21 protein-coding genes and 1 tRNA gene are annotated in these 23,268 nt (G+C 69.7%); 12 read left to right on the forward strand and 10 right to left on the reverse strand.

What is annotated here, in order from left to right; all coding sequences use genetic code 11:
• Positions 1 to 14: 14 nt before the first annotated feature.
• From GWK25_RS30395 to GWK25_RS30430, 8 genes are all read left to right on the forward strand, one after another.
• The gene (locus GWK25_RS30395) at positions 15 to 503 is read left to right on the forward strand and encodes a hotdog fold thioesterase (protein WP_215454578.1); all 489 of its coding nucleotides are present in this window, start codon (positions 15 to 17) and stop codon (positions 501 to 503) included.
• A gap of 81 nt (positions 504 to 584) precedes the next feature.
• On the forward strand, positions 585 to 1,001 hold the full coding sequence (locus GWK25_RS30400; RefSeq protein ID WP_215454579.1) for a hypothetical protein: 417 nt from the start codon (positions 585 to 587) through the stop codon (positions 999 to 1,001).
• Positions 998 to 1,654, forward strand: coding sequence for a Tat pathway signal sequence domain protein (locus GWK25_RS30405; RefSeq protein WP_215454580.1), 657 nt, complete (start codon positions 998 to 1,000; stop codon positions 1,652 to 1,654). The genes GWK25_RS30400 and GWK25_RS30405 overlap by 4 nt, the downstream gene beginning before the upstream one ends.
• 279 nt (positions 1,655 to 1,933) lie before the next feature.
• The gene (locus GWK25_RS30410; protein WP_215454581.1) at positions 1,934 to 3,163 is read left to right on the forward strand and encodes a branched-chain amino acid ABC transporter substrate-binding protein; all 1,230 of its coding nucleotides are present in this window, start codon (positions 1,934 to 1,936) and stop codon (positions 3,161 to 3,163) included.
• A gap of 108 nt (positions 3,164 to 3,271) precedes the next feature.
• Positions 3,272 to 4,204 (forward strand): branched-chain amino acid ABC transporter permease, encoded by a 933-nt coding sequence (locus tag GWK25_RS30415; protein ID WP_033528037.1) that lies wholly within the window; start codon positions 3,272 to 3,274, stop codon positions 4,202 to 4,204.
• Between the two features lie 5 nt (positions 4,205 to 4,209).
• On the forward strand, positions 4,210 to 6,036 hold the full coding sequence (locus GWK25_RS30420; RefSeq protein WP_215454582.1) for a branched-chain amino acid ABC transporter permease: 1,827 nt from the start codon (positions 4,210 to 4,212) through the stop codon (positions 6,034 to 6,036).
• A 3-nt stretch (positions 6,037 to 6,039) separates the two neighbouring features.
• Positions 6,040 to 6,951 carry an ABC transporter ATP-binding protein gene (locus tag GWK25_RS30425; protein ID WP_215454583.1) on the forward strand — a complete coding sequence of 304 codons (912 nt, stop codon included), beginning with the start codon at positions 6,040 to 6,042 and terminating at the stop codon, positions 6,949 to 6,951.
• Complete coding sequence (locus GWK25_RS30430) at positions 6,948 to 7,664, forward strand: ABC transporter ATP-binding protein (protein WP_184895352.1); 717 nt, start codon at positions 6,948 to 6,950, stop codon at positions 7,662 to 7,664. Before GWK25_RS30425 ends, GWK25_RS30430 begins: the two co-directional genes overlap by 4 nt.
• A gap of 85 nt (positions 7,665 to 7,749) precedes the next feature.
• Here GWK25_RS30430 and GWK25_RS30435 read toward each other — a convergent pair whose 3' ends face one another.
• Positions 7,750 to 8,403 carry an ANTAR domain-containing response regulator gene (locus GWK25_RS30435; protein ID WP_215454584.1) on the reverse strand — a complete coding sequence of 218 codons (654 nt, stop codon included), beginning with the start codon at positions 8,401 to 8,403 and terminating at the stop codon, positions 7,750 to 7,752.
• Positions 8,404 to 8,495: 92 nt separating this feature from the next.
• On the opposite strand from GWK25_RS30435, the gene GWK25_RS30440 reads away from it, so the two are divergent.
• Positions 8,496 to 8,578: transfer RNA gene (locus GWK25_RS30440), tRNA-Leu, on the forward strand.
• An 82-nt stretch (positions 8,579 to 8,660) separates the two neighbouring features.
• A complete protein-coding gene (locus GWK25_RS30445) occupies positions 8,661 to 9,449 on the forward strand; it encodes a helix-turn-helix domain-containing protein (RefSeq protein WP_215454585.1) in 789 nt (262 codons plus the stop codon).
• A gap of 4 nt (positions 9,450 to 9,453) precedes the next feature.
• On the opposite strand, the gene pyk is transcribed toward GWK25_RS30445, so the two are convergent.
• Both pyk and GWK25_RS30455 read right to left on the reverse strand, forming a co-directional pair.
• Positions 9,454 to 10,890 (reverse strand): pyruvate kinase, encoded by a 1,437-nt coding sequence (gene pyk / locus GWK25_RS30450; protein WP_215454586.1) that lies wholly within the window; start codon positions 10,888 to 10,890, stop codon positions 9,454 to 9,456.
• 110 nt (positions 10,891 to 11,000) lie between these two features.
• Positions 11,001 to 11,714: an SIMPL domain-containing protein gene (locus GWK25_RS30455; RefSeq protein WP_215454587.1), complete on the reverse strand. Its 714-nt coding sequence runs from the start codon at positions 11,712 to 11,714 to the stop codon at positions 11,001 to 11,003.
• A 178-nt stretch (positions 11,715 to 11,892) separates the two neighbouring features.
• Between GWK25_RS30455 and GWK25_RS30460 the strand changes: the two genes are divergently transcribed.
• Positions 11,893 to 13,701, forward strand: coding sequence for a 5'-nucleotidase C-terminal domain-containing protein (locus GWK25_RS30460; protein ID WP_215454588.1), 1,809 nt, complete (start codon positions 11,893 to 11,895; stop codon positions 13,699 to 13,701).
• A gap of 78 nt (positions 13,702 to 13,779) precedes the next feature.
• Here GWK25_RS30460 and GWK25_RS30465 read toward each other — a convergent pair whose 3' ends face one another.
• From GWK25_RS30465 to GWK25_RS30485, 5 genes are all read right to left on the reverse strand, one after another.
• Complete coding sequence (locus GWK25_RS30465) at positions 13,780 to 15,216, reverse strand: lysine N(6)-hydroxylase/L-ornithine N(5)-oxygenase family protein (RefSeq protein WP_215454589.1); 1,437 nt, start codon at positions 15,214 to 15,216, stop codon at positions 13,780 to 13,782.
• Entirely contained in the window at positions 15,213 to 16,586 is a 1,374-nt protein-coding gene (locus GWK25_RS30470; RefSeq protein WP_215454590.1) for an aminotransferase class V-fold PLP-dependent enzyme, read from the reverse strand. The genes GWK25_RS30465 and GWK25_RS30470 overlap by 4 nt, the downstream gene beginning before the upstream one ends.
• Positions 16,587 to 16,803: 217 nt before the next feature.
• Positions 16,804 to 19,308: an aminopeptidase N gene (pepN, locus tag GWK25_RS30475; RefSeq protein ID WP_215454591.1), complete on the reverse strand. Its 2,505-nt coding sequence runs from the start codon at positions 19,306 to 19,308 to the stop codon at positions 16,804 to 16,806.
• Positions 19,309 to 19,398: 90 nt separating this feature from the next.
• Complete coding sequence (locus GWK25_RS30480; protein WP_215454592.1) at positions 19,399 to 19,920, reverse strand: two-component system response regulator; 522 nt, start codon at positions 19,918 to 19,920, stop codon at positions 19,399 to 19,401.
• A 71-nt stretch (positions 19,921 to 19,991) separates the two neighbouring features.
• Entirely contained in the window at positions 19,992 to 20,402 is a 411-nt protein-coding gene (locus tag GWK25_RS30485) for a chorismate mutase (RefSeq protein ID WP_215454593.1), read from the reverse strand.
• Positions 20,403 to 20,485: 83 nt separating this feature from the next.
• On the opposite strand from GWK25_RS30485, the gene GWK25_RS30490 reads away from it, so the two are divergent.
• Entirely contained in the window at positions 20,486 to 21,418 is a 933-nt protein-coding gene (locus GWK25_RS30490; protein ID WP_215457714.1) for a hypothetical protein, read from the forward strand.
• 137 nt (positions 21,419 to 21,555) lie between these two features.
• Here GWK25_RS30490 and GWK25_RS30495 read toward each other — a convergent pair whose 3' ends face one another.
• Together GWK25_RS30495 and GWK25_RS30500 are read right to left on the reverse strand one after the other, a co-directional pair.
• Positions 21,556 to 22,488 carry an SDR family oxidoreductase gene (locus tag GWK25_RS30495; RefSeq protein WP_215454594.1) on the reverse strand — a complete coding sequence of 311 codons (933 nt, stop codon included), beginning with the start codon at positions 22,486 to 22,488 and terminating at the stop codon, positions 21,556 to 21,558.
• Positions 22,485 to 23,243: an SDR family oxidoreductase gene (locus GWK25_RS30500; RefSeq protein ID WP_215454595.1), complete on the reverse strand. Its 759-nt coding sequence runs from the start codon at positions 23,241 to 23,243 to the stop codon at positions 22,485 to 22,487. The genes GWK25_RS30495 and GWK25_RS30500 overlap by 4 nt, the downstream gene beginning before the upstream one ends.
• Between the last annotated feature and the right edge of the window lie 25 nt (positions 23,244 to 23,268).

Here is a 23,268-nt window from a genome sequence, read left to right on the forward strand (position 1 = left end):
ACGAACGGAGCCCCATGGGCGAGCAGCACCACGTGAAGTTCCCGCAAGAGGTCATCGACGAGTACGCGAGTCTCGGCATCGACCTGGTCGCGATGTTCTCCGCCGGACACCTGGGCACCCGGATGGGCGTACAGATCGTGGAGGCCTCGGCGGACCGGGTCGTCGGCACGATGCCGGTGGAGGGCAACACCCAGCCGTACGGACTGCTGCACGGCGGCGCGTCCGCCGTGCTGGCGGAGACGCTGGGCTCGGTCGGCTCCATGCTGCACGCCGGCAGCTCCAAGATCGCCGTCGGCGTGGACCTGAACTGCACCCACCACCGCGGCGCGCGGTCCGGGCTGGTGACCGGCGTCGCCACCCCCCTGCACCAGGGCCGCTCGACGGCGACGTACGAGATCGTCATCAGCGACGAGGCGGGCAGGAGGGTGTGCACGGCCCGGCTGACCTGTCTGCTGCGGGACGCCCCCGCCGCCCCGGACGCGAGGGCCCGGAACGCCGAGTGAGACCTGCGGACGAGGGGCGGGCCGGCGCGAGGGCCTGTTCGCCTCTGGTCCCCCGGGGCGCGCAGGCTCTAGCGTCGGGGCATGGCAACGGCAGGAGCCCTCTGGCCGGGGGCGATGCTCGGGCCGGCGCTGCTGATCGGCGTCCTGGTCACCGGGTGCGCGGGGGCGGGACCGACCGGCGGGACAGCGGGCCCCTCGACGAGCGCGCGGGACGGCGGATCGCCGTCACCGTCGGCCACCCAGCCCGAGGACCTGTGCGCGAGGCTCGTCACGTACTGGTCGCTCGAGGTGCTGGACGGCGACACCTATGGGGACTATCAGTCCATGGGACTGTCGAACGGGCAGTACGACATCCTGCGGGAGGTCGTCGACGAGGCCAGGGCCGAGAAGAAGCGCGCCGGTTCCGCCGCCGCCCGGCGGCTGATCGAACGGCGGGCCCACGCGGACTGCCAGGAGTGGTACCGCTCGGGCGGTCCGGGCGAGGGGCCCTGGAGTTGAGCGGGATCGGCCCCGTGGAGCCGGGTGAGGGCACCCGCGCGTGGGACACGACGGACGACGCGACCCCGGACACCGCGCCCCCACCCCACCCGCCGCGCGGGCGGTACGCCCAGGTGTACGCCCGGCACCGCCGGGCCGTGCTCGCGGGCGCGACGGCGGTCGTCGTACTCGCCGGCGGCGGCTACCTCTACGCGACCCGGCCCACGTCGGCACCGACGCCGGAGCCGACGCCGCGCGAGACGCCGTACCCCTCCCAGGCCGTCGTGGTCGCCTACCTCGGGCCCGTGGCGCGGTCCGAGGGGACGCCGCGCGGCCGCTTCGGCTTCGAGATGGAGCTGAGCGTGCGGTACGGCCCCGCGATCACCGTCGACCGGATGACCCAGCCCTACGCGGGACTGTCGCTGCGCACGGACCCCGGGACTCCGTTCCGGATCGGGACGAAAGAGGCGCGAAAGATCGTCGTCACCATGCGCGTCCTCGAATGCGGGAAAGCACCGGAGAACGCCGGACTTCCCTTCCTGGATGTAACTCTACGTAATACGCGCGCAATAGAAGCGCACAGTTTCATCCTGGGCGAGCGCTACGCACGAGACCTCTCCGACGCCCTTCGAGTAGCCTGCGGCAACGATTCCACGTCATCACCAAAAAGCTGAACACTCCTGAACCCACCCGCGCCGACCCTGCACTTTCTCACTATGTGGACAGGGCGAATCGGCCTTAATTCCGCGCATCCACCCACTGAGTACCGCTCTGCATTACCTCGTGTCATAACAAGAGCGTCACAGCATTCGTCAGACTCTCCTCCACGTTCCCCACACACGCTTAGAGTCACGGCCAGTCACCGCGCCACAGGAATCGAAGTCACGTCTTCGGCCCAGCGCTCGACTCGGCCACTTCCAACAGGAAGGGCCGTGCCAGGGAAAGGACTGATCGTGCGTCAACGTTCGCTCATCGCCATCACCGCCGCGCTGGCGGCGGGAGCACTCACTCTCACCGCCTGCGGTTCGCGCGACGAGGAAGGCGGCGGCTCGGACACCGGCAGCGGCACGACTGTCGTCATCGGCGTCGACGCCCCACTGACCGGTGACCTCTCCGCGCTGGGCCTCGGCATCAAGAACTCCGCCGACCTCGCCGCCAAGACCGCCAACAAGGACAAGTACGTCGAGGGCATAACCTTCAAGGTCGAGGCCCTCGACGACCAGGCGCAGCCCTCCTCGGGCCAGCAGAACGCCACCACGTTCGTCGCCAACAAGGACGTCCTCGGCGTCGTCGGCCCGCTGAACTCCTCCGTGGCCGAGTCCATGCAGAAGGTCTTCGACGACGCCAAGCTCGTCGAGGTCTCCCCGGCCAACACCGGCCCGACCCTGACCCAGGGCGCCGACTGGCAGACCAAGAAGGTCCGCCCGTACAAGTCGTACTTCCGCACCGCGACCACGGACGCCATCCAGGGCCCGTTCGCCGCGCAGTACCTCTTCAACGACGCCAAGAAGAAGAAGGTCTTCGTCATCGACGACAAGAAGACCTACGGCGCCGGCCTGGCCGCCACCTTCACCGACGAGTTCAAGAAGCTCGGCGGCAAGGTCGTCGGCACCGAGCACATCGACCCCGAGACCAAGGACTTCTCCACGGTCGCCACCAAGGTCAAGAACTCCGGCGCCGACGTCGTCTACTACGGCGGCGAGTACCCGCAGTCCGGCCCGCTGACCAAGCAGATCAAGGCCGCGGGCGCCAAGATCCCCGTCGCCGGCGGCGACGGCATGTACGACCCGACCTACATCGAGCTCGGCGGCAGCGCCAGCACCGGCGACTTCGCCACCTCCGTCGGCGCCCCGGTCGAGGAACTGCCCTCCGCCAAGTCGTTCATCGCCGACTACAAGGCCGGCGGCTACAAGGAGCCCTACGCGGCCTACGGCGGCTACTCCTACGACTCCGCCTGGGCGATCATCGAAGCCGTGAAGAAGGTCGTCGAGGACAACGACGGCAAGCTTCCCAGCGACGCCCGCGCCAAGATCACCGAGGCCATGCAGAACGTCTCCTTCGACGGCGTGACCGGCAAGGTCTCCTTCGACGAGTACGGCGACACGACCAACAAGCAGCTCACCGTCTACAAGGTCGAGGGCGGCGAGTGGAAGGCGGTCAAGTCCGGTACCTACTCCGGTTGATCCCACCCGCACACACCTGAGCCGCGCGGGGCGCTGCACCACAGCGCCCCGCGCGGACTCACATCCGGTCACATTCGTCGAACATCCGAAAGTCTCGGAGGACATGCGGTGAACGAACTGCCGCAGCAGCTGGTCAACGGCCTGCTACTAGGATCCATGTACGGGCTGGTCGCCATCGGCTACACGATGGTCTATGGCATCGTCCAGCTCATCAACTTCGCCCACGGTGAGATCTTCATGCTGGGCGGCTTCGGCGCGATCACGGTCTACCTGTACGTGCTGCCCGACGGAACGAGCATGTGGGTCGCACTCCCACTGATGCTCGTCGGAGGCATCATCGTCGCCGTGCTCGCAGCCGTCGGAGCGGAACGCCTGGCCTACCGGCCCCTGCGCACCGCCCCCCGCCTCGCCCCCCTCATCACCGCCATCGGCCTCTCCCTGGCCCTCCAGCAGGCGGTATGGGCGTGGTACCCGGACGCCAAGGAGTCCATCAACTTCCCGCACATCGAGGGCGGCCCCTTCGAGATCGGCAACGTCACCATCCAGACCGGTGACATCTTCCTACTCGTCGCCGCCCCGATCAGCATGGCGATCCTCGCGTACTTCGTCATGAAGACCCGCACCGGCCGCGGCATGCAGGCAACCGCCCAGGACCCCGACACCGCCAAGCTCATGGGCATCAACACCGACCGCATCATCGTGGTCGCCTTCGCCCTCGGCGCCGCGTTCGCCGCCGTCGGAGCCGTCGCCTACGGCCTCAAGTACGGCCAGGTCCAGTTCCGCATGGGCTTCATCCTCGGCCTCAAGGCCTTCACCGCAGCCGTCCTCGGCGGCATCGGCAACATCTACGGCGCCATGCTCGGCGGCGTCGTCCTCGGCCTCGCCGAAGCCCTCTCCACCGCCTACATCGCCGACATCCCCGGCATGGAGCAGTTCGGCAGCCAGTCCTGGGCCAACGTCTGGGCGTTCGTACTCCTCATCCTCGTCCTCCTGTTCAGGCCCCAGGGTCTGCTCGGAGAGCGCGTGGCGGACAGGGCGTGACACCGATGACCACCAACACCACCGCGGCCACCGCACCCGCCGCCAAGCACGACACCACCCCCCGGGGCCTGGTCGGCCTCCCCGAGAACATCGGCCGCGCCCTCGCCACCGGCGGCGGCGCCCTCGCCGTGATCTCCACCTTCCTCGCCTGGACCTGGACCGCCGCCTTCCCCGGCGACCTCACCGTCTACGGCTACCCCGGCGGCCTGCAGGTCCTCGTCCTCATCGGCGGCGCCCTCACCGGCCTCTTCGGCCTCGCCTCCTACGGCATCAAGGGCCTGCGCTGGCTCGTCCCCGCCGGCGCCGACAGCAGCATCAAACTCGCCGCACTCGGCACCTTCGTCACCGCCTGGTACACGATCCTCGCCATCAGCATCCAGCTCGGCGGCCTCGTCAACCTCGAACCCGGCGCCTACGTCGCGGCCATCGCCACCCTCGCCGCCCTCCTCGGCGCACTCGCCCTGCCGTTCGAACGACCGGTACCCGAGATCGCCGACCCCGAGGACACCGCCTGGGAGGAGTTCCTGCTCGGCGCACGCAACGCCCGCGCCGTCACGAAGGCCTGCTTCGCCACCGGCACCGCCGCCCCGGCCCGCAAGCTCCCCGCCTACGCCGAGATCCTGATCATCGTCGCGGCCATGGCACTGGGCCTGCTCGTCTTCACCTACGGCATCGGCACCGAGTACGACGAACTCTTCGTCGGCTTCCTCATCACCGCCGGCTTCGCCATCGGCGCCCTCTCCAAGGCCGGCCTCGTCGGCCGGGTCTCCGCCGTCACCGCCAAGCACCGCACGGTCACCATGATCGGCGCGTTCACCGCGGCCGCCGCGTTCCCCTTCACCCAGTCCGACGACCAGTACGCGACCATCGGCGTCTACATCCTGATCTTCGCCACCGTCGCCCTCGGCCTCAACATCGTCGTCGGCCTCGCCGGCCTCCTCGACCTCGGATACGTCGCCTTCCTCGGCGTCGGCGCCTACACCGCGGCCATGGTCTCCGGCTCCCCCTCCTCCCCCTTCGACATCCACCTCCCCTTCTGGGCCAGCGCCATCCTCGGCGCCGTCGTCGCCATGATCTTCGGCGTCATCATCGGCGCCCCCACCCTGCGACTGCGCGGCGACTACCTCGCCATCGTCACCCTCGGCTTCGGTGAGATCTTCCGCCTCGCCGTCCTCAACATGGACGGCACCTCCGGCCCCGACATCACCAACGGCTCCAACGGCATCTCCTCGATCCCGAACCTCAACATCCTCGGCTTCGACTTCGGCCAGGAACACACCATCGCCGGGTTCACCATCGCCCGGTTCGCCAACTACTTCTTCCTCATGCTGCTCATCACGCTCGTCGTGGTCGTCGTCTTCCGACGCAGCAGCGACTCCCGCATCGGCCGCGCCTGGATCGCCATCCGCGAGGACGAGACCGCCGCACTCGCCATGGGCATCAACGGCTTCCGCGTCAAGCTCATCGCCTTCGCCCTCGGCGCCGCACTCGCCGGCCTCGCCGGCACCGTCCAGGCACACGTCACCTACACCGTGACCCCCGAGCAGTACCAGTTCGCCCACGTGGTCCCGCCCAACTCCGCGTTCCTCCTCGCGGCCGTCGTCCTCGGCGGCATGGGCACCATCAGCGGACCCCTCGTCGGCGCCGCACTGCTCTACCTCATCCCGGCCAAGCTCCAGTTCCTCGGCGACTACCAGCTCTTCGCCTTCGGACTCGCACTCGTGCTCCTCATGCGCTTCCGCCCGGAAGGCCTCATCCCCAACCGGCGCCGCCAGCTCGAATTCCACGAAGAGGCCGAAGCACCCACAGTCCTCAGCAAGGCAGGGGCCTGACCCATGACCACCGACACCACCACCAAGGACGCCACACCCGGCGCCAACGCCCCCGGCGAGACCGTCCTCGACGCACGCGGCGTCACCATGCGCTTCGGCGGCCTCACCGCCGTACGCAACGTCAACCTCACCGTCAACAGCGGCGAGATCGTCGGACTCATCGGCCCCAACGGCGCCGGCAAGACGACCTTCTTCAACTGCCTCACCGGCCTCTACATCCCCACCGAGGGCGAAGTCCGGTACAAAGGCCAGGTCCTGCCGCCCAAGTCCTTCAAGGTCACCGCGGCCGGCATCGCCCGCACCTTCCAGAACATCCGTCTCTTCGCCAACATGACGGTCCTGGAGAACGTGCTCGTCGGACGCCACACCAGGACCAAAGAAGGCCTCTGGTCCGCCCTGCTGCGCGGCCCCGGCTTCCACAAGGCCGAAGCCGCCAGCCGCGAACGCGCCATGGAACTCCTCGCATTCGTCGGACTCGACGCCAAGGCCGAACACCTCGCCCGCAACCTCCCCTACGGCGAACAGCGCAAGCTGGAGATCGCCCGCGCCCTCGCGAGCGAGCCGGGTCTGCTCCTGCTCGACGAGCCGACGGCCGGCATGAACCCGCAGGAGACACGAGCCACCGAGGAACTCGTCTTCGCCATCCGCGACAAGGGCATCGCCGTCCTCGTCATCGAGCACGACATGCGGTTCATCTTCAACCTCTGCGACCGCGTCGCCGTCCTCGTCCAGGGCGAGAAGCTCGTCGAGGGCGACAGCGCCACCGTGCAGGGCGACGAACGCGTCGTCGCCGCCTACCTCGGCGAACCCTTCGAGGACGCACCCGGCCAGGAAGAAGTCGCCGAAGTCGAAGCCGCCGAAGCACACGCCGAGGCCCCGACCGACGCCGCGCCCGGCAAGGAGAACGACCGATGACCGCACTGCTCGAAGTAGAGGACCTCCGGGTCGCCTACGGCAAGATCGAAGCCGTCAAGGGCATCTCCTTCAAGGTCGACGCCGGCGAGGTCGTCACCCTCATCGGCACCAACGGCGCCGGCAAGACCACCACCCTGCGCACCCTCTCGGGCCTCCTCAAGCCCGTCGGCGGCCAGGTCAAGTTCAACGGCAAGTCGCTCAAGAAGATCCCCGCGCACGACATCGTCTCGCTCGGACTCGCCCACTCCCCCGAGGGGCGGCACATCTTCCCGCGCATGACCATCGAGGACAACCTCCGCCTCGGCGCCTTCCTGCGCAACGACAAGCCCGGCATCGAGAAGGACATCCAGCGCGCCTACGACCTCTTCCCCATCCTGGGCGAACGTCGCAAGCAGGCCGCCGGAACCCTCTCGGGTGGTGAACAGCAGATGCTGGCCATGGGCCGCGCGCTCATGTCCCAGCCCAAGCTGCTCATGCTGGACGAGCCCTCCATGGGCCTCTCCCCCATCATGATGCAGAAGATCATGGCCACGATCGCCGAACTGAAGTCCCAGGGCACCACCATCCTGCTCGTCGAACAGAACGCCCAGGCGGCGCTCTCCCTCGCCGACCAGGGTCACGTCATGGAGATCGGCAAGATCGTCCTCTCCGGCACGGGCTCCGACCTGCTGGTCGACGAGTCGGTCCGCAAGGCCTACCTCGGCGAGGACTAGCCTCCGGCCCACAGACGACGAGGCCCGCACCCCCTTTCAGGTGGGGGGTGCGGGCCTCGTCGTATGTTCTCTGAGGGCAGCGCGGTCAGCCCTTGGACGCCTTCTTCTCGTCCGCGTCCTGGATGACCGCCTCCGCCACCTGCTGCATCGACATCCGCCGATCCATCGACGTCTTCTGGATCCACCGGAACGCCGCCGGCTCCGTCAACCCGTACTCCGTCTGCAGAATCGACTTCGCACGGTCCACCAGCTTGCGCGTCTCCAGGCGCAGCGTGAGGTCGGCGACCTCCTTCTCCAGCTCCTTCAGCTCCGTGAACCGCGAGACAGCCATCTCGATGGCCGGCACGACATCACTCTTGCTGAACGGCTTCACGAGGTACGCCATCGCCCCCGCGTCCCGGGCACGCTCGACGAGGTCGCGCTGCGAGAACGCGGTCAGCATCAGCACGGGCGCGATGCGCTCCTCGGCGATCTTCTCGGCCGCGGAGATCCCGTCCATCTTCGGCATCTTCACGTCCAGGATCACCAGATCCGGCTGGTGCTCACGGGCCAGCTCGATGGCCTGCTCCCCGTCACCGGCCTCGCCCACGACGGAGTAGCCCTCCTCTTCGAGCATCTCCTTGAGATCGAGACGGATCAGCGCCTCGTCCTCGGCGATGACGACACGGGTCGTCAGCGGAGGCACGTGCGACTTGTCATCGTCGTCGGCGACGGGCTGGGGCGACTCGGGGGCGGTCACGGGGGCTCCTTGTTCGGGGCAGGGGTACTGCTGACATGAGGGTACCTAGCTGCGGCGCAGCACGGTGACCCGGTACACTCTCCGAAGCGCCAGCCGGGTTGGTGGAACGGTATACACGGAGGTCTCAAACACCTCTGCCCGTGAGGGCTTGCGGGTTCGAGTCCCGCACCCGGTACCGTTGAAAGCGGAGGTCCACGTTCGCGTGGACCTCCGCTTTTTGCTGCGCGCGACGGCGATCAGTAACACAGAGTGGCCGCATGAACTTCCATGGCACTGAAGTGCGACAGAAGGCCCTCACTCTCCTGCGTGGCGGCGCGAAGAACGCGGACGTGGCCCGCAGGCTCAACGTGCCGCTGGGGACGGTGAGCTACTGGAAGCATCTCGACCGGGCGAAGCGCGGCGAGTGCCCTGGACGCCACATCCCGCCGTGCCCCCGTTGCGGCAGAGGAGAACTCGATGAGTCGGCGTACAGCTACGTACTCGGGCTCTACCTCGGCGACGGTCACATCATCCAGAACCACGCGATGCGCGTGCCCAGCTTGTCCATCGCCTGCGCCGAAACCTACCCCGGGCTCATGGACGAGTGCGAGAAGGCCATGCGAGCGGTGTTCCCTGGAAACTCGGTCTGCAGAGTCCGCCGAAAAGGATACCGAGAGGTGAAGCTGTACTCCAAGCACATCTGGTGCCTCTTCCCCCAGCACGGCCCCGGTATGAAGCACGAGCGCACCATCGCCCTCGCCCCCTGGCAGCAGGCCATCGTCGATGCCCACCCATGGGAGTTCGTCCGAGGCCTGATCCACTCCGACGGCTGTCGCCTGATCAACTGGACGACCCGCCTCGTCGCCGGTGAACGCAAGCGCTACGAGTATCCGCGGTACTTCTTCACCAACAAGTCCGACGACATCCGGCAGCTCTACACCGACACCCTCGACAAGCTGGGCGTCGAGTGGACGCACTGCACCCGCGACGGCAACCCGTACAACATCTCCGTCGCCAAGAAGGCCTCCGTCGCCCTCATGGACACCCACGTAGGCCCCAAGTACTGACGCCCTACCGCGGGCCGTCGCCCTCGGCGATGTGGTGGACGTGGACCATGTTCGTCGAGCCCGCCACCCCCGGCGGTGAGCCCGCCGTGATCACCACCACGTCACCCTTCTCGCAGCGGCCGTACCGCAGCAGCAGCTCGTCCACCTGGTCGACCATCGCGTCCGTACTGTCCGCGTGCGGGCCGAGGAACGTCTCCACGCCCCAGGTCAGGCTCAGCTGCGAGCGTGTCGCCGGGTCGGGGGTGAAGGCGAGGAGCGGGATCGGGGAGCGGTAGCGGGAGAGGCGGCGGGCCGTGTCGCCGGACTGGGTGAAGGCGACCAGGAACTTCGCGTCGAGGAAGTCGCCGATCTCGGCTGCCGCGCGGGCCACGGCGCCGCCCTGGGTGCGGGGTTTGTTGTGCTCGGTGAGGGGTGGAAGGCCCTGCGCCAGCATGTCCGACTCCGCCGCCGCCGCGATGCGGCTCATCGTGCGGACCGTCCCCACCGCGTACTTGCCGACGCTGGTCTCGCCGGACAGCATCACCGCGTCCGCCCCGTCGAGGACCGCGTTGGCGACGTCGCTGACCTCGGCGCGGGTCGGCCGGGAGTTGTGGATCATCGAGTCGAGCATCTGGGTGGCGACGATGACCGGTTTGGCGTTGCGCCTGGCGAGGGTGACGGCCCGTTTCTGGACCATCGGGACCTGTTCGAGGGGCATTTCCACGCCCAGGTCGCCGCGCGCGACCATGATGCCGTCGAAGGCCGCCACGATCTCCTCGATGGCGTCGACCGCCTGCGGTTTCTCGATCTTGGCGATGACGGGGAGCCGGCGGCCTTCCTCGTCCATGATCTGGTGGACGCGCTCGATGTCCCGGGCCGAGCGGACGAAGGACAGGGCGATGATGTCGAAGCCGGTGCGCAGGGCCCAGCGGAGGTCGTCCTCGTCCTTGTCGGAGAGCGCCGGGACGGAGACCGCGACGCCCGGGAGGTTCAGGCCCTTGTGGTCGGAGACCATGCCGCCTTCGATGACCCTGGTGTGGACGCGGGGGCCGTCGACCGCCGTGACCTGCAGGGTGACCTTGCCGTCGTCGACGAGGATGTGCGCGCCGGGGGTGACGTCGGCGGCGAGGCCGGCGTAGGTGGTGCCGCAGCCCTCGCTGTCGCCGCCCGCGCCCTCCTCGACGCTGATGGTGAAGGTGTCGTCGCGTTCGAGGAGTACGGGGCCTTCGGTGAAGCGGCCGAGGCGGATCTTCGGGCCTTGGAGGTCGGCGAGGGTGCCGACGCTGCGGCCGGTCTCGTCGGCGGCCTTGCGGACGTGCCGGTACCTCTCGTCGTGTTCGGCGTGGTCGCCGTGGCTGAGGTTGAAGCGGGCGATGTCCATGCCGGCCTCGACCAGTGCGGTGATCTGGTCGTACGAGTCGGTGGCGGGCCCGAGGGTGCAGACGATCTTTGCTCGGCGCATGGTTCGAGCCTATGGCTTACCCGCTGGTAGTGATTTGGTGGGGCGTGACTACTCAACGGCGTTCGGGTGAAAGGTAATTGACAAGTAGTCACGAGCCGAGGAACGGATCGTCACAGGCGTGGCGGGTGCATCGTGAAGCGGGCGTTGACCTGTGCGTGGACGCGTTGGCGTTGGGGTTCGAGGTCGAGGGGTGGGGCGGCGCTCTCGGCCGCGGCGACCATGGAGCGCATGCGGCCGCCGGGGGCCGCGGGGCCGACGGGCTGGGGGGCTTCGGCGCCGATGTCGGCGAGTTCGACGAGGGCGGCGAGGGTGGTGCCGAGGGCTTCGGCGTATTCGCGGGCGCGCTGGACCGCTTCGGTGACGGCTTTCTGTCGGGCTTTCCTGTGGGCGGGTGAGTCGGGGCGGAGGGACCACCAGGGGCCGTCGACGCGGGTGAGGTCGAGGTCGGCGAGGCGGGTGGTGAGTTCGCCGAGGGCGGTGAAGTCGGTGAGGTCGGCGGTGATGTGGACGCGGCCGTGGTAGGCCTGGATGCGTTCGCCTCTGCCTTTCTCCTTCAGTTCGGGGGTGATGGAGAAGGCGCCGGTTTCCAGGCGGTCGACTGCTTCGCCGTAGGTCTTGACGAGGTCGAGGACGGTGGTGTTGCGGCGGGTGAGGTCGTCGAGGGCGGCGCGGCGGTCCTTGCCGCGGGCGAGGATGGTGACTCCGATGCGGGCTATCTCGGGGTCGACTTCGAGGTGGGCTTCGCCGCGTACGGCGATGCGGGGGGCGTCGGGGGTGCCGTAGGGGACGGCGGTGGGCTGGGGTTCCTCGCTGCTGGTGGTCATACGCCCCACTCTGTCACTGGTGGGCTGGTGGTGGGGGTGGGCCGGTCACCAGATCGAAACCTGTGGGGTCTGTTGCGGTGGGGGCGGGTCGGGTCAGAATCTACGCGCGTTGTGGTGTCGGCTGTCGACTCTGTCTACGCGCGTTGAGATCGTCCTTTTCTCCGAGGAGTGCCCCGAGATGCCCTTGAACCGCCGGAAGTTTCTGAAGAAGTCGGCCGTGACCGGGGCGGGCGTGGCCGTCGCCGGTACGGCGCTCGCTCCGAGTGCGCAGGCGGCCGAGGTGACGGCGGCCGGTGGGAAGGCGCCGAAGCGGTACAGCTTCACCGTGATGGGGACGACGGACCTGCACGGGAACGTCTTCAACTGGGACTACTTCACGGACAAGGAGTTCGACGACAAGGCGCACAACGACGTCGGTCTGGCGAAGATCTCCACGCTGGTCAACCGGATCCGTAAGGAGAAGGGGCGCCGGAACACGCTGCTCATCGACGCCGGTGACACCATTCAGGGCACGCAGCTGTCGTACTACTACGCGAAGGTGGACCCGATCACCGCGAAGGGTGGTCCGGTGCACCCGATGGCGCAGGCGATGAACGCGATCGACTACGACGCGGCGGCGCTGGGCAACCACGAGTTCAACTACGGCATCCCGGTGCTGCGGAAGTTCCAGGAGCAGTGTCGTTTCCCGTTGCTGGGGGCGAACGCGCTGGACGCGAAGACGCTGCGTCCGGCTTTTCCGCCGTACAGCATGCACCGGTTGCGTACGCCGTTCGGGCGTGATGTGAAGGTGGCGGTGCTCGGGCTGACGAATCCCGGTATCGCGATCTGGGACAAGGCGAACGTGCAGGGGAAGATGACGTTCCCGGGGCTGGAGGAGCAGGCGGCGAAGTGGGTGCCGAAGCTGCGGTCGATGGGGGCGGATGTCGTCATCGTGTCGGCGCACAGCGGTTCGTCGGGGACGTCGTCGTACGGTGATCAGCTGCCGTACATCGAGAACGCGGCCGGGCTGGTGGCGGAGCAGGTGCCGGGGATCGACGCGATTCTCGTGGGGCATGCGCACACGGAGATCCCGGAGTACTTCGTCACCAACAAGGAGACGGGCAAGCAGGTCGTGCTGTCGGAGCCGCTGAAGTGGGGGCAGCGGCTGACGCTGTTCGACTTCGAGCTGGTGTGGAGCAAGGGCTGCTGGAAGGTCGAGAAGGTCGCGGCGCAGGTGCTCAACTCCAACACGGTGGAGGAGGACCCGGCGATCGTGAAGATGCTGGGTGACGAGCACGAGAAGGTCGTGGCGTACGTCAACCAGGTCATCGGGACGAACGCGGCCGAGATGACGTCGGTGGAGGCGCCGTACAAGGATGTGGCGATCATCGATCTGATCAACCACATCCAGGCGGACACGGTGAGGCAGGCGCTCGCCTCGTCGGAGTACGGGTCGCTGCCGGTGCTGTCGCAGGCGGCCGCGTTCTCGCGGAGCGCGGTGATTCCGGCGGGGAACGTGACGATCCGGGATGTGGCGGGTCTGTATGTCTTCGAGAACACGCTGGAGGCGCGTCTGATGACGGGTGCGCAGATGAAGGCGTACCTGGAGTTCTCGGCGAACTACTTCGTGCAGACGGCGCCGGACGCTGCTGTCGATCCGGCGAAGCTGACGAACGCGAACGGGACGCCGGACTACAACTACGACGCGGTGAGCGGGCTGTCGTACGAGATCGACATCGCGAAGCCGGCGGGGTCGCGGATCACGAACGTGCGGTTCGAGGGTGCTCCGCTGGCGGACGATCAGAAGTTCGTGTTCGCGGTGAACAACTACCGGGCCAACGGTGGTGGCAACTTCCCGCATGTGGCCGCGTCCCCGTTGCTGTGGTCGAACTCGGACGAGATCCGTAACACGATGATCGCGTGGGTGAAGGCGAAGGGGTCGATCGACCCGGCGCAGTTCGCTTCGGTGGACTGGAAGCTGACGCGGAACGGTACGCCGGTCTTCTAGACGGTACGCCGGGTCTTCCAGGGGGAGGCGGCCGCAGCGGTTGCTGCGGCCGCCTCCCCCTGCTTCTTTGCCCGTCGGCTACCTCACGTCGACCAGGGGGGTGAGGGGGAGGGCGGAGTCGGGCCTGCGCGCGGGCGGGATCTGTGGTCGGGCGTCGAGGCCGAAGGTGGTGAAGGCGGTGCGGCCGGGCAGGGGGTAGGGCTCCTTGCCGGTGAGGGTGTTGAGGATGGTGGCGCTGCGCCAGGCGGCGAGGCCGAGGTCGGGGGCGCCGACGCCGTGGGTGTGCAGTTCGGCGTTCTGGACGTAGACGTGGCAGCCGGAGGCGGTGACGGACGGGTCGAGGATCATCCGGAAGTTCTCGTCGACGCGTGGCCTTTCGCGGCTGTCGCGCCGCATGTAGGGGTCGAGGCCGGCGAGGACGCGGTCCAGGGGGCGTTCGCGGTAGCCGGTGGCGAGGACGACGGCGTCGGTGGTGAGGCGGGAGCGGGTGCCCTGCTCGCTGTGTTCGAGGTGGAGTTCGACCTTGGTGGTGGCGAGTCGGCCCGCGGTGCGGACGTGCACGCCGGGGGTGAGGACGGCGTCGGGCCAGCCGCCGTCGAGGGTGCGGCGGTACAGCTCGTCGTGGATGGCGGCGATGGTGTCGGCGCCGATGCCCTTGTGGAGCTGCCACTGGGCGGCGACGAGCCGGTCGCGGGTGGGTTCGGCGAGGGCGTGGAAGTAGCGGGTGTAGTCCGGGGTGAAGTGTTCGAGGCCCAGTTTGGAGTACTCCATGGGTGCGAACGCCTCGGTGCGGCCGAGCCAGTGCAGGCCTTCCCGGCCGGCGAGCCGGTGCCGGAGGAGGTCGAGGAAGACCTCGGCGCCGGACTGGCCGGCGCCGATGACGGTGACGTGTCCGGCGGTCAGCAGGCGGTCGCGTTCGCCGAGGTAGTCCGCGGCGTGGACGACGGGCACGCCGGGTGCCTCGACGAGTGGCTTGAGGGGTTCGGGGACGTACGGTTCGGTGCCGACGCCGAGGACGATGTTCCGGGCGTGGGTGCGGCCGATCGTCTCGACCTCTCCGTCGGCGTCGAGTCTGCTGAAGTCGACCTCGAACAGGTCCCGTTCGGGGTTCCAGCGCACGGAGTCGACCTGGTGGCCGAACCGTAGTCCGGGCAGGTTCTCGGCGACCCAGCGGCAGTAGGCGTCGTACTCGGCGCGTTGGATGTGGAACCGCTCGGCGAAGTAGAACGGGAAGAGGCGGTCGCGGGCCCTGAGGTAGTTCAGGAACGACCAGGGGTTCACCGGGTCGGCGAGGGTGACCAGGTCGGCCAGGAACGGCACTTGGACGGTGGCGCCGTCGATGAGCAGGCCGGGGTGCCAGTCGAAGCCGGGGCGCTGTTCGTAGAAGACGGCGTCGAGTTCGGCGAGGGGGTGGGCGAGGGCGGCGAGGGAGAGGTTGGCCGGTCCGATGCCCACGCCGACGAGGTCGCGGGGTGCCTCGGGGTCGGGCCGGTCGTGGGCGGGGGTCGTGCTCATGTGGGGGTGTGTCCTTCGGCGAGGCTTGCGAGGTCTACGAGCTTCAGCAGGGCGGTGAGGTCGTCCGGCCGGGTGTGGGGGTTCAGCAGGGTGGTCTTGAGCCACAGCCGGTCGTCGAGTGAGGCGCGGCCGAGGACGGCCCGGCCGTCGTGGAGGAGCCGGCGGCGGATGCCTGCGACGGTGGTGTCGGGGGCTCCGGCGGGTCGGAAGCAGACCGTGCTGAGGGTGGGCCGGTCGTAGAGTTCGAAGCCGGGGTGTGCCTCGATGGTGGCGGCGAACTCCTGGGCGAGGGCGCAGACTTGGTCGACGAGCGCGCCGAGTCCGGTGCGTCCCAGGGTTTTCAGGGTGACGGCGGTCTTGAGGATGTCGGGCCGTCGGGTGGTGCGCAGCGACCGGCCGAGGAGGTCGGGCAGGCCGGCTTCGGTGTCGTCGTCGGCGTTGAGGTAGTCGGCGCGCTGGTCGAGGGCGGCGAGGTCGGTCGTGTCCCGTACGGCGAGGAGTCCTGCGGCGACTGGTTGCCAGCCCAGTTTGTGCAGGTCGAGGGTGACGGTGTGGGCGTGGTTGAGGCCGTCGAGGCGGGCGCGGTGCCGGTCGCTGAAGAGGAGGCCGCCGCCGTAGGCCGCGTCGACGTGGAGCCGGGCTCCGTGGTCGCGGCAGAGGTCGGCGAGGGCGGGCAGGGGGTCGATGAGTCCGGCGTCGGTGGTGCCGGCGGTGGCGGCGACGAGGAGGGGGCCCTGGAGGTGGGTGAGGGCGTCGTCCAGGGCGGCGGGGTCGAGGGTGCCGGCGGGGGTGGGGATGACGACGGGTTCGGGCAGGCCCAGCAGCCAGGCGGCGCGGACGAGGGAGTGGTGGGCGTTGGCCCCGCAGACGAGCCGTACGCCGGGGTGTGTCTCGCGGGCCAGGAGCAGGGCGAGTTGGTTGGACTCGGTGCCGCCGGTGGTGACCAGCGCGTCGGCGGCGCCGGTCTCCGCGGCCAGGGCGCGTGTCACGAGTGCTTCGAGGGCGGAGGCGGCCGGGGCCTGGTCCCAGGAGTCGAGGGAGGGGTTCAGCACGGAGACGGCGAGGTCGGCCGCGGCGGCGACGGCCAGGGGCGGGGTGTGCAGATGGGCCGCGCAGAGGGGGTCTGCCGGGTCGGCGGTGCCGGCGGCGAGGGCCCGGATCAGGCGGTGCAGGGCGTCCGGGTCGCCGTCGGCGGGCAGCGGCTCGCCGAGCGCGTCCCGTACCGCCGCCGCGACCGTCTCCGGGCCGCCGGCGGGGAGGGGGCCGCCCCGGGCCTCGGCCCCTTCTCGCAACGCGTCGAGCACGGTGTCGAGCAACGGCCGGAGCGCGTCGGGACCGTGGGGTCCCGAGGCGAGAGGCGGAGCGGTCATGGGTTCCTCCGAGCACGGGGAATCCCATTTTGTACGCCAATCGGGTGCCGGACCCGAAAAGGCCGTTGATTACAACCAAAAGAGGGTACGCGAGAACACCCTCAACGGCAGCGGCCCCAACGGCAGCGCGCCCCGAAAGGGGCGCGGGGAACTGCGCGATCGGCCACATCCGGCCTCAAGCCCGCAGAACCCCCGAGCCCCCCCGGCGGAACCCGGGCTACGCCTGCCGCACCCGCAGCGCCCGCGCCAGGTCGTCCAGCTGATCCACCAGCTTCCGACGCAGTGCGGGAATCACCTCGCCGTCCTGAAGGCACCGCTCCCCCAGCCCCAGCGTCTCGGGGTCCACCGCGTACACGGGGAACGCCCACCGTCCGGCGGCTTCCGCGATCGCCGGTCCGCGCCGGGCGGCCAGCGACACCGCGTCGGCCCAGTAGCGCTCGACGTACTCCGTGAGGAGGTCCGCCTGTTCGGGCTGCCAGAAGCCCTGGGCGGTGGCGGTGAACAGGTAGTTGGAGAGGTCGTCGGAGGTGAACATCGCCTCCCAGGCGGCCCGCTTGGCCTCGGGGTCGGGCAGCGCGGCGCGGCAGCGGGCGGCGCCCTCGCGGCCGCTGGCGCTGGGGTCGCGCTCCAGTTCCGCGTCGATGGTGGCGGTGTCGACGGCGCCGAGGAGGGCGAGTCGGCCGAGGACGCGCCAGCGCAGTTCGGGGTCGAGTTCGGGTCCGCCGGGGACGGTGCCGTCGGCGAGCCAGGCGGCGATGGTCTCGGGGTGGGCGGCGACGTCGATGAAGTGGCGTACGGCGGTGAGGCGCAGGCCGGGGTTGTCGCCGTCCTCGGTGCGGCGGATGAGGTCGCGGCACAGGGAGCCGAGGGTGGCGAGGCCGGCGGCGCGCTGTTCGGGGGCGAGGAAGCGGTCGGTGACCTGGGTGCCGGCGAAGGCGAGGACGCCCTGGACGATGGCGAGGTCGGTCTCGCGCGGGAGGTGGGTGCGGGCGGCCTCCAGGTAGGCGGTGGGCGGGAGTTCGGCGTCGCGTACGGCGTCGCGCAGGGCGTTCCAGACGACGGCGCGGGTGAGCGGGTCGGGCAGGCCGCAGAGGTGGCCGGTGACGGCGGTGAAGGAGTCGGGGTCGAAGCGGACCTTGGCGTAGGTGAGGTCGCCGTCGTTGAGGAGGAGGAGTGCGGGCCGCTTGCCGATGGGCTGGTCGGCTGCCTGGGGGAGGTCGAGTTCGATGCGGTCGCGGAGGGTGAGGTGGCCCTGGTCGTCGCCGTGGTCCCGGTCGTAGAGGCCGACGGCGATGCGGTGGGGTCGGCTGCCGGTGCGGTCGACGGTGAGGGTGTAGGTGCCGTCGGCGGCGCGGGTGACCTTGGGGGTGAGGGTGTCGACACCGGTGGTGCGGAGCCAGGCGTCGGCCCAGGCGTGGACGTCGCGTTCGGTGGCGCCGGCGAGGTTGTCGATGAAGTCGGCGAGGGTGGCGTTGCCGAAGCGGTGGCGGGTGAAGTGGGCGTTGATGCCGGCGAGGAAGTCCTTCTCGCCGAGCCAGGCGACGAGTTGGCGCAGGGCGGAGGCGCCCTTGGCGTAGGAGATGCCGTCGAAGTTGAGGAGGGCGGCGGCGGTGTCGTCGACGTGTCCGGGGGCGACGGGGTGGGTGGAGGGGCGCTGGTCGGCGTCGTAGCCCCAGGCCTTGCGGGCGACGCCGAAGTCGACCCAGGTGTCGGTGAAGCGGCTGGCTTCGGTGAGGGTCTGGTAGCCCATGTACTCGGCGAAGGACTCGTTGAGCCAGATGTCGTCCCACCATTTGAGGGTGACGAGGTCGCCGAACCACATGTGGGCCATCTCGTGGGCGATGACCATGGCGCGGGTCTGGCGTTCGGTGTCGGTGACGGCGGAGCGGTAGACGAACTCGTCGCGGAAGGTGACGAGGCCGGGGTTCTCCATGGCGCCGGCGTTGAACTCGGGGACGAACGCCTGGTCGTAGGAGTCGAAGGGGTACGGCTCCTCGAACTTCTCGTGGTAGCGGTCGAAGAGGGCGCGGGTGATGTCGAGGAGTTCTTCGGCGTCGGTGTCGAGGTGGGGGGCGAGGGAGCGGCGGCAGTGGATGCCGAAGGGCAGGCCGCGGTGTTCGGTGCGGACGGAGTGCCAGGGGCCGGCGGCGACGGCGACGAGGTAGGTGGAGATCAGCGGGGTGGTGGCGGCCCGCCAGGTGCCGTCGTCCTGTCGTTCGGTGATGCCGTTGGCGAGGACGGTCCAGCCTTCGGGGGCGGTGACGGTGAGGTCGAAGGCGGCCTTGAGGTCGGGTTGGTCGAAGGCGGCGAAGACGCGCTGTACGTCGTCCATGAAGAGCTGGGTGTAGACGTAGGTCTCGTCGTCGGTGGGGTCGGTGAAGCGGTGCATGCCCTCGCCGGTGCGGGAGTAGCGCATGGCGGCGTCGACGCGCAGTTCGTGGTCGCCCGGGGTGAGGCCCTTGAGGGGGAGGCGGTTGCCGTCGAGGGTCGCCGGGTCGAGGGGTTCGCCGTCGAGGGTGACGGAGCGCAGGTCTGCGGGCTTGAGCTCGACGAAGGTGTCCGCGGCCTTCTTCTTTCCCCGCACGGTGAAGTGGATGGCGGTACGGGAGTCGAAGGTCTCGTCGCCGCGCGTGAGGTCGAGTGCGATCTCGTAGCGGTGGACGTCGAGGAGCCGAGCACGGGCATGCGCTTCGTCGCGCGTCAGTACGGACATGAGGGACATGCTGCCTGATGCCCTTGTCGCAGGACAGGGGCGGGCCTGGTACGCGACCTTTGTCCGGTCGCATGCGCCGTGCGCCCGGCCGTATGCGGCCTATGCCCGGTCCTTCGCGCCGTCGGCTTGCGCGGGCACGCGCTCCTTGCCGCGCCGGTCGTCGCTGTGGCGCTTGGCGTCGTCGTGGTCCTTGAGGCGTGCGCGCAGGTCGCGGACTTCGCGTTCGAGGGCGTGGGAGCGTTCGTGGGCGTCGTAGAGGTAGCGGACCTTGGTGCGCAGGGCCCAGGGGTCGATGGGTTTCATGACGAGGTCGGCGACGCCGAGGCGGTAGGCGGTGGCGGTGAGTTCGGCGTCGGGGCCGAAGCCGGTGAGGAGGATGACGGGGATGTGCTGGGTCTGTTCGACGCCGCGCATGTAGCGGACGACGTCGAGGCCGCTGACGCCGGGCATGCGGACGTCGAGGAGGAGCAGGCCGACCTGGCCGCGGAGGACTTCCTTGAGTGCCGCGTCGCCGCTGGTGGCGCGCGTCAGCCGGTAGCCCAGTGGGGCCAGGGCGCTCTCCAGGGCGTACAGCGTGTCCTCATGGTCGTCGACGATGAGGATCTTGGCTTCCGACGGCATGGCCTCTCACCGTGTGTGGTCGATTCCTGACGAGGAGTGCTCAGGCAGGATGCCCTGTGGAGGCCTCGATGTCACTCCCCCGGGTCCGGTGCCTTGCCTGTGGGGGCGTCCGCGTTCGACGAGCGGGGCGTGTTCGTCGTGGCGGTCGTGTGCGTCGTGCCGTTCAGGGCGTCGTCCGCGATGCGTTCGTGGTGCCGGATGACCTCGGCGATGATGAAGTTCAGCAGTTTCTCGGCGAACGCCGGGTCGAGTTTGGCGCTTTCGGCGAGGCCGCGCAGCCGGTTGATCTGCTGGGACTCGCGGCCCGGGTCGGCGGCGGGCAGGTGGTGCTCGGCCTTGAGGTGGCCGACCCGCTGGGTGCACTTGAAGCGTTCGGCGAGCATGTGGACGACGGCCGCGTCGATGTTGTCGATGCTGTCGCGCAGCCGGGTCAGTTCGGCTCGTACCTCGGCGTCGACCTCGTCTGTGTTGCTGGTGGTCATGGTCGTCACCCTACGTCGCCGCGGTTCGGCGCCCGCACCGGCTTAGAGTGGAACGTATCGAGACGTCTTCCGGGGGTGCGGACGTGGCGAACGGCGGACCTGTCGAGCACGGCTACCCGCACCTGGACACCGTGCGGGCGTCCATCACCGCCTTGTACAAGCGGCTCTCCTACGACACGATCCAGACCTTCGCCACCAGTGTGGCCCCCGTCGACGTGGCGTTCTGCGACACCGACGATCTGCATCTGGGGGCGCAGCGGGTGGCGCGGGAGCTGGTGCGGCACTATCGGCTGCCGGACGCCCGGATGATCGTCGGGTTCCGGGAGATGACGCACGCGGCGCATGTGGAACTGGCGGCGGGGCCGGAGTACTTCGTCGAGCTCAACGACCGTTTCCGGACGCATCGGCGGGACATCGGGGCGGCCCTCGCGCACGAGGTGATGCATGTCTATCTGCACCGGCTCGGGCTGTCCTTTCCCGGGACCCGGGAGAACGAGATCCTGACGGACACGGCGGCGACGTATCTGGGGGCGGGGTGGCTGCTGCTGGACGCGTTCCGGGAGGACGGTGCGTCGTCGCAGAAGCTGGGGTATCTGACGCCGGAGGAGTTCGGGTACGTGCTGGCCAAGCGGGCCCAGGTGTTCGATGAGGATCCGTCGGTGTGGTTCACCAGCGCGCAGGCGTATTCCGCGTACGCGCAGGGGCGGGCGCGGGCGCGGAGCGACGAGCGGCAGCCGCCGCTGACGGCGGCGGGGTGGGTGGGGCGGCGGCGGTACGCGCGGGATCGGCGTCATGCGCGGGACGACCTGCGGTCGGCTTCGCCGGGGGTGCGGGCGTCCGGCGTGGAGGCGTCCGGCGTGGGGGTGCCGTATGTGTTCACGCCGGAGGGGCGGGGGGCCGCGTTGCGGGTGTCGTTTCCCTGTCCCACGTGCCAGCAGCGGATTCGGGTGCCGGTGCGGGGGCGGGTGCGGGCTCGGTGTGGGTTGTGTCGGACGGTTCTGGAGTGCGACACGTAGGGGTTGGGGACCGGAGCGCGAGAGGGGGTGGTGAGTGCGGTGCGTGGGCGGGTGCGGGTGAGTGAGGGCTTGTCGCGCAGTTCCCCGCGCCCCTTGAGAGCTTCCGGCGGGCCCTTGTTCGAGGGGCGGGGCCCACGTCAGCCGGCGCCGTACACCGGGCTCGGCTCGCGTGCCTCCGCCAGGAGTTTGCGTACGGTCTCCCCCGCCTCCTGTGGGGTGCGGCGGGCTCCCTTGTCCTCGGTGGGGCCGGGGTGCCAGCCCTCCATGACGGTGATGCGGCCGGCCTCGGTCTCGAAGACGCGGCCGGTGACGCCGTCGCTCGCGGGGGACCCCAGCCAGACCACCAGGGGGGAGACGTTCTCGGGGGCCATGGCGTCGAAGCCGGTGTCGGGGGAAGTCATGGTCTCGGCGAAGACCGTCTCGGTCATTCTGGTGCGGGCCGCGGGGGCGATCGCGTTGACCTGTACGCCGTAGCGGGCGAGTTCGGCGGCGGCGACGAGGGTGAGGCCGACGATGCCCGCCTTGGCGGCGCTGTAGTTGCCCTGGCCGAGTGAGCCCAGCAGGCCCGCTCCGCTGCTGGTGTTGATGATGCGCGCGGTCGGGGTACGGCCCGCCCTGGTCTCGGCGCGCCAGTGGGCGGCGGCGTGTTTCAGGGGGAGGAAGTGGCCCGTGAGGTGGACGCGGAGGACGGCGTCCCAGTCGTCCTCGTCGAGGTTGACGAGCATGCGGTCGCGCAGGAAGCCGGCGTTGTTGACGAGGGTGTCGAGCCGTCCGTAGGTGTCCAGGGCGGTCCGGACGAGGGAGGCGGCGCCGTCGGCCGTGGCGATGTCCCTGCCGTGCGCGACCGCGTCCCCTCCCCCGGCGCGGATCTCCTCGGCGACCCGGGCGGCGGGGCTGTCGGGGTCCGGTGTGCCGTCGAGTCCCACGCCGAGGTCGTTGACGACCACGCGGGCGCCCTCGGCGGCGTACGCGAGCGCGTGCGCGCGCCCGAGACCGCGGCCCGCGCCGGTCACGACGACCACGCGCCCTTCGCAGAGCCGCCCTTCGCGGTACGGGGGTGTGCCGCTCATCGTGGTTCTCCTTCGTCAATGACTGTGGGGGCCGTCGCCGCGTCCAGGAAGGCGGGGCGTTCGCCGCCTCCGTGGACGAGGAGGGAGGCGCCGGTGATGTAGGCGGCCGCGTCGGAGACGAGGAAGACCGCCGCGTCGCCGATGTCGGAGGGGGTGGCGAGGCGGCCGAGCGGGACGGTGCGGGCGACGGCGGCGATGCCGTGCTCGTCGCCGTAGTGGAGGTGGGAGAGCTCGGTGCGGACCATGCCGAGGACGAGGGTGTTGACGCGGATCTCCGGGGCCCACTCGACGGCCATGGAGCGCGCGAGGTGTTCCAGGCCGGCCTTGGCGGCGCCGTAGGCCGCCGAGCCGGGTGAGGGGCGGCTGCCGCTGACGCTGCCGATCATGACGATCGCGCCGCGGGTCCGCCGGAGGTGCTCGTGGGCGGCGAGGGAGACGGTCAGCGGAGCGGTGAGGTTGAGCTCGACGACGCGGGCGTGGCGACGGGCGTCGGTCGCGGTGAGCGGGCGGTGGGGTGTGCCACCCGCGTTGTTCACGAGGACGTCGACGCGGGGCAGTTCGGCGAAGAATCGGTGCACCGCGTCGGGGTCCCGGACGTCCAGCGACATGAACTCGGCGCCTTTGAGCGGTACTTCGGGTGGTCGCCGGGCGCAGGTCACGACCTCGGCGCCGGCTTCGGCGAAGGCTCGGGCGATGCCGGCGCCGACGCCGCGCGTGCCGCCGGTGACGACGGCGACCTTCCCGTTGAGCCGCATCCGCTGCTACCTTCCGCAGGAGAGA

This window comes from Streptomyces sp. ATCC 21386 (genome assembly GCF_018728545.1).
Classification (GTDB): Bacteria; Actinomycetota; Actinomycetes; order Streptomycetales; family Streptomycetaceae; genus Streptomyces.